We start from the raw sequence: 6,040 nt of genomic DNA, 5'->3' as shown, positions 1-6,040 counted from the left end.
GCTCCAGCGATTGTGCGCCTGATGAAGAGGGCAGCATGGATACTCCGACGATATGGGCCTCAGACAGCCTCTAAGACGGACTGCCGATTGAACCGGGCAGTTCCAGATTCAATCCGATCGGAGGCGAGGAGAAACAACAGACTGACTTTGTGCAATGGTGCGGCAGTTCGTATGAGCGGAATCATTGAGCCAAAGCGAAGGCCCCTCGCCGGTCACCTGGCGGGGGCCTTCGCTTTTTGGCCGGGTCTCAGTCTTGACTGGCCTCAGCGCTCGCCGTAGACGTGAACGGCCACGTCCAGTTTGCTGACGCCGCCGCCGTAGTAGGTGCCGCGCACCGGGGAAACGTCGCTATACTCGCGCCCGTGCCCAATCTTGATGTGCTTTTCCTTGGCAAGGCAGTTGTTGGTCGGGTCGTAGCCTAGCCAGCCGTAGCCCGGAATCAGGGCCTCGACCCAGGCGTGGGTGGCTTCCGCGCCCACCATCTCGCCGCCGCTGTACAGGTAGCCGCTGACGTAGCGGGCCGGAACGCCCAGCGTCCGCAGGATGCCCAGCATGGCATGCGTAAAATCCTGACAGACCCCCCGGTTGAGCCGCGCGAATTCGGCGATAGTGGTGCGTACCGTGGTCGCTTTCGAGTCGTAGGTAAAGCGGCGGTACAGGTCGGTGTTTAGCTGTTCCAGAAAGGCGGGCAGGTCATCGTCTGGGCCGGGGCGGGTCACGCCAAAAATCTCGGGCCAGTCGCCTGCCGGAACGCGCGGGCAGGGCACCAGGAACTCGGTGTTCTGTGCCCGCGCTTCCCGCAATACGCTGAACGGAGCGGGCAGCGGCATGGTCACGGCGTGGGTATCGACGATGGCCTGCGCCTCGATCAGCAGGTGCGTGTGCGGCTCGTGAACATGCACCTGCTGCACGATGGCCCCGAAATAATCCTTGTGAGAAGTGATCTCGGCTTCGGGCGTCACGTTCAGGTGAAAGAGGCGCACCGTTTGGCGCACTTCCTGAATGGGGTTGAGGCGTACCTGATTAAAAGAGTCCCAGGCGGGCCTGGGGTAGTGGTATTCGGTAGTGTGCCTGATTTCACAGCGCATGGAAACAACCTCGTCGCGTGCAGAATGTCACGCTTTTGCTCCAGCATGTGCACACTGTCAAGACAACAGCAGGGCAAGCCCCCCTTGTGGCTGTGAAACGGGGCCTTAAGTACACTGCGTTTATCTTGTAGATAAACCGCGCGGAGCGCGTAGCAGAAGAAAGTGCGTTGGAGCGGGAATGGAGAGGTTCCGGCGCTTTCCCGGAATCCCGCAATGTTAGCTTCAACGCACTTAGTACGCCCACCGTCATTCCTGCTCGAAGTAGGCGTTGTGAATCGCCGCGCCGATTCGGTTGAAGTCACCGATCAGCACTTCCAGCGACGGGTCCTCGACTTTCAGGATGTCGTCGACCGTCAGGTACTGCAAGCGGGCCACCAGCCAGCGGGCCAGTCGCAGGATGTCAGGGTGCTGGCCGGGGTGCCACTGCTCGATCTGCTTGAGGGCGTCCTTAAGGTTCACGGCGCTGTACCGCACGCTGCGCGGGAAGAACTCGTCGAGCAGCAGGAAATCACCGATCAGATCAGGGTCGATGCCGCTATGCACCTGCTTGCGGTAAGCCTCGTAGGCGCTTAGACCCTTGAGCGCACTGACCCAGCGCTGTTCCTGCAAGGCGCGGGCGGTGGGATGGTCGCTGATATCGGCGTCGAGGCCCCGGAACCGGCCCCGCAGCACCCGCAGGGTATTGTCGCCGCGCTCCAGCATCTGCCCGGCCCGCATGAACGACCAGCCCTCGTCACGCGGCAGCGTAGCAAAGGCGATCCCGAAAAAGAACTGCGCCGAGTCGCGGGCATGAGCGCAGTACTCGAACAGGCCGTCGCGGTCAAGTACCGACTCGTTTTCAAAACACAGTTGCAGGTAGCTGCGGTTAACCGACTCCCACATCTCAGAGGGAATGCGGTCGCGCAGGCCACGGGCATTTTCGCGGGCGTAGCGCATACTGCTGGCAATGCTCGACGGGTTGTCGAGGTCAAAAGCCATCCACTGGCTGATGCTGCGGGCGTCTACCCGGCCATATTTGGCCCGCAGCGGGGCGTCTCCGCCCATAAGTTCCAGCAGCGGCTTCCAGTATTCCCGCGCGCGCCCGGCGTTTTCCAGCGTGGCGTAGTAGTTGACGTTCAGCAGCCGGGCGGTGTTCTCGGCCCGTTCCATGTAGCGCCCCGTCCAGTACAGGTTTTCGGCCAGTCGTGAAAGCAGCAGCATCAGCCTTCCCCCCCTTCGAGTTCTTCTTTTTCCAGTTCCTGCTGATACGAGTGCTGCACCTGGGCCTGTGGATCGCTCTGCGGCTGGCCCTGCGATTGGCTTTGTGATTGTCCCTGCGACTGGCCCTGCCATTGGCCTTGTCCCTGTCCTTGTCTTTGCCCTTGATTCTGGCTCTGGCCCTGAGACTCGTCCTGGCACTGGTCCTCTGCGCCCGACTGACTCGGCGGCTGGCTCTGTGAGTAGGCGGTGACCTGCGCCTGTTCGGTGGCGTGCAGCCGCGCCTGGCGCTCATAAGCTTCGCTCTCGGTGTCGGTGCGCCGCTGGGGGGGCTGCATGGGGCTGGTGCCTGGCGGCTTTGCCGTTTCATGTGCCGTATCGGGCGCCCTACGCCCGCCGATCGGTACCGCGCCGAAGCCGCCCTGGTACTGGTGCTGGCTTTGCAGTAGGGTGCCTGGAAGGTTTTGGTTCATGGTCATGGGCACGTTGTTGCCGTCGTGGTCGAGTACCCAGGTGTCCTTGCTGCCGCCCCCTTGCGAGGAATTAACCACCAGGCTGCCCCGGCGCAGCGCCACACGGGTCAGGCCGCCGGGCACGATAGTGGTGTTTTTCGGCCCGCACAGGATGTAAGGCCGCAGGTCAATGTGCGCCGGTTCAAACTGATTGCTGTCGGGGTAATAGGTCGGGTGGCGCGAGAGGCCCACCACCGGCTGCCCGATAAAGTCGCGCGGATTGGCCGCCACTTTCTTGACAAAGTCCGTGACCTCCTCGCGTGTGGCCGCCGGGCCGATCAACATGCCGTACCCGCCCGCCTCACCCACAGCCTTGATAACCAGTTCGGAAGCGTTGGCGAGCATGTATTCGAGGTGATCCGGATCCCAGCCCAGGAAGGTGGGCACGTTGTTCAAGATCGGTTCCTCGTTGAGGTAATAGCGGATCATCTCGGGCACATAGGCGTAGACCGCCTTATCGTCGGCGACCCCGGTGCCAATGGCGTTGGCGATCGCCACGCGGCCCTGGCGGTAGACCTCGACGATGCCCGCTACCCCCAGCGTACTGCTGCGCCTAAAGGTCAACGGGTCGAGGAAATCGTCGTCCACGCGGCGGTAGATCACGTCGACTTGCTGGCGCCCCCCGGTGCTGCGCATCCAGACGCGGCCCCCGTCGACAAACAGGTCGCGGCCCTCGACCAGTTGGACGCCCATCTGCTGGGCGAGGTAGGCGTGCTCGAAGTAGGCGCTGTTGTACATGCCCGGCGTCAGCACGACCACGGTGCCGTTCTCGCGGGGCGACATGCTTTGCAGCACGCCCAGCAGGGCATTGGTGTAGTGCTGCACGGGCCGCACGCCCTGGCCCTCGAACATTCCGGGGTAGATACGGGTCATGGCCTGGCGGTTGGCCAGCAGGTAAGACACGCCGCTGGGTGAGCGCAGGTTGTCTTCCAGCACTAGGTACTGCCCCTTCTCGTCGCGGATCAGGTCGGTGCCGACGATGTGGGTATAGATACCCTGCTGCACCTTGACGCCGTGAACCTCGCGCCGAAAGTGCGCCGAGGTGTAGACCAGTTCCGCCGGGATGACGCCGTCGGACAGAATCTGCGCCTCGCTGTAGATGTCGCGCAAAAAAGCGTTGAGCGCAGACACGCGCTGCTTGAGACCCTGCTCGACGATGGCCCACTCGGACGCGGCGATGATACGCGGCACCGGATCGAAGGGAAAGGTGCGCTCGGTGCCCTGCGAGTCGCCGTAGACTGTAAAGGTGATGCCCTGGTTACGGAACGCCATGTCCAGCAGCGCGTGCCTGCGGCTGAATTCCGCCGTGCCTAGGCGCTGAACGTACTCGGCGACCCCCTGATAGTGCGGTCTGACCTCCGCGCCCTGCGTGAACATCTCGTCGTAAAACTGACTGCCCGGTTCATACTTCATGGCGACCTTCCTTTCTTCGCATCCCTACGATGATTGGCCTTCAGCATAACGAATGCGGCACCACCCGTAAAAAAGCGCACAGACAAGCTGACGTGCAGGCGGGGGCAAGCGCGTAGAATGGCTTTCGTGCGGCCTTGTACGGGGAATCTGTATGTTGCCCGGTGCCGTTGCCTCCGCGTGGTGAGCAAGATTGCCCTACGACGTCGCCGAGTGGCATTCAAAACCCCTCGCCTGACTGGTGAGGGGAGAGTCTGAATAGAGCGGGTGGTCGTTGCGGGGGGCGGGTGTTCAGTGCGCCGTTTCCGGGGCCTGTGGGACTCGCAGCATCAGGCTGAGAACCAGTGCCCCGGCGACCAGGGCCAGCGCCAGGAAGCAGGCGCGGCGCAGGCCCTCGGCCAGTTCAAGGCCCCCGCCGTGGATGGCGGCCTGCCCGATCAGTAGCGCCATGACCGCCACGCCCAGCGCCCCGCCCATCTGCCGGGCGAACATGACGCCGCTGGTGACGGCCCCCAGTTCGCCCCGCGCCGCGCTCTGCTGGGCGGCCAGCAGCAGGGTGAGCATCGAAAAGCCCATGCCGGTGCCGACGAAAAACCCGATGACGCTGGTGACCCACAGCGGCGAATGCACCGTGAAGATCAGCGCGATGAACATGACCACCAGCACCGCGAAACCGAGTTGCGAGAGCCGGGCCAGCGGAATTTTTTTCATCAGCTGCGCCGCTGCGATGCTGGCCAGCGTCCAGCCGACCAGCATAGGGGTCAGGATCGCGCCCGCCGCCGTGGCGTCTCCGTGGGTCACGCCCTGGGCGTACAGCGGCAGGTAGGCGATGACGCCGAAGTAGGCCCCGCCCCCCAGAAAGTTGGCCCCGAAGGCCACCGCTGGAAGGCGTTGCTTCAGTGCCTGCATGGGCAGCAGCGGGTTGGGGTGGCGGCTTTCGACGACCATCGCTCCGGTCAGCACGGCCAGGCCGAGGCCCACCAGTGCCCACAGCTTCAGTTCCAGGCCCCAGATGGTCATGCCGCTGCCCACCGTGAACAGCGCGGTGCCCAGCCAGTCGAGTTGCGCGGCGCGGCGTTCGCCCGTTTCGCGCAGAAAACGCGATACCATGAAAAAGGCCGCCACTCCGAACGGCAGCGACACGTAAAAGGTCCAGCGCCACGACCACTGATCGGTCAGAAAGCCGCCCAGCAGCGGGCCGACCAGACCCGAGATGCCCCACACCCCACTGATAAACGACTGCACCCGCCCGCGCTCTTGCAAGGAGAACAGCTCGCCCACGATGGTCAGGCTGATGGTCAGCAGCGCCCCTGCGCCCAGACCTTGCAAGGCCCGCGCCCCGATTAGCCAACCCATGGACTGCGCCGCTCCGCACAGCGCCGACCCCACCAGGAACAGCACCAGGCCCGTCAGGTACAGCCGCTTGCGCCCCACGATGTCCGAGCCGCGCCCCCACAATGGGCTGCTGATCGTGCTAAACAGCATATAGATTGCAAAAGGCAGCGCGTAGTACGCCGAACCGTGTAGGTCTTTGATGACGCTGGGCATGGCCGTAGAAACCACGCTGGCCTCCATAGCATTGAGAAAAACCCCCAGAATCAGGCCGATGGTTGCGAGCTGGCGCGTTCGCAGTTGTGCTGAACTCAGGATAGGGGCCGGGTCAAGGTTCGGAGCAGTCATATCCATTAGGGTACACGCCCAGGCGCGGGGCACCGTGGCCGAGTGCCGGAAGCCAAGAGCGCATGTAGGGCGCATGTTAGAGGCTGTCTGAGGCCCATATCGTCGGAGTATCCATGCTGCCCTCTTCATCAGGCGCACAATCGCTGGAGCAGA

4 protein-coding genes are annotated in these 6,040 nt (G+C 63.4%); all 4 read right to left on the bottom strand.

Annotated elements, in window-relative coordinates; all coding sequences use genetic code 11:
- Positions 1 to 263: 263 nt before the first annotated feature.
- Positions 264 to 1,088, bottom strand: a complete 825-nt coding sequence (locus tag QZ269_RS11375; protein ID WP_291426822.1) for a transglutaminase family protein — start codon at positions 1,086 to 1,088, stop codon at positions 264 to 266.
- A gap of 246 nt (positions 1,089 to 1,334) precedes the next feature.
- Positions 1,335 to 2,288 (bottom strand): alpha-E domain-containing protein, encoded by a 954-nt coding sequence (locus tag QZ269_RS11370; protein WP_291426821.1) that lies wholly within the window; start codon positions 2,286 to 2,288, stop codon positions 1,335 to 1,337.
- Positions 2,288 to 4,210, bottom strand: coding sequence for a circularly permuted type 2 ATP-grasp protein (locus QZ269_RS11365; RefSeq protein ID WP_291426820.1), 1,923 nt, complete (start codon positions 4,208 to 4,210; stop codon positions 2,288 to 2,290). Before QZ269_RS11365 ends, QZ269_RS11370 begins: the two co-directional genes overlap by 1 nt.
- A 288-nt stretch (positions 4,211 to 4,498) precedes the next feature.
- Positions 4,499 to 5,887 carry an MDR family MFS transporter gene (locus QZ269_RS11360; RefSeq protein ID WP_291426819.1) on the bottom strand — a complete coding sequence of 463 codons (1,389 nt, stop codon included), beginning with the start codon at positions 5,885 to 5,887 and terminating at the stop codon, positions 4,499 to 4,501.
- Positions 5,888 to 6,040 lie beyond the last annotated feature (153 nt).

Origin of the sequence: Deinococcus sp. (assembly GCF_018260405.1) — a bacterium.
GTDB lineage: Bacteria > Deinococcota > Deinococci > Deinococcales > Deinococcaceae > Deinococcus.
This window is presented reverse-complemented; position numbering and strand designations above follow the sequence as displayed.

Bases quoted from the DNA above. Each gene is read 5' to 3' on its own strand.
- QZ269_RS11375 (WP_291426822.1), bottom strand. From the start codon at position 1,088: ATGCGCTGTGAAATCAGGCACACTACCGAATACCACTACCCCAGGCCC.
- QZ269_RS11370 (WP_291426821.1), bottom strand. From the start codon at position 2,288: ATGCTGCTGCTTTCACGACTGGCCGAAAACCTGTACTGGACGGGGCGC.
- QZ269_RS11365 (WP_291426820.1), bottom strand. From the start codon at position 4,210: ATGAAGTATGAACCGGGCAGTCAGTTTTACGACGAGATGTTCACGCAG.
- QZ269_RS11360 (WP_291426819.1), bottom strand. From the start codon at position 5,887: ATGACTGCTCCGAACCTTGACCCGGCCCCTATCCTGAGTTCAGCACAA.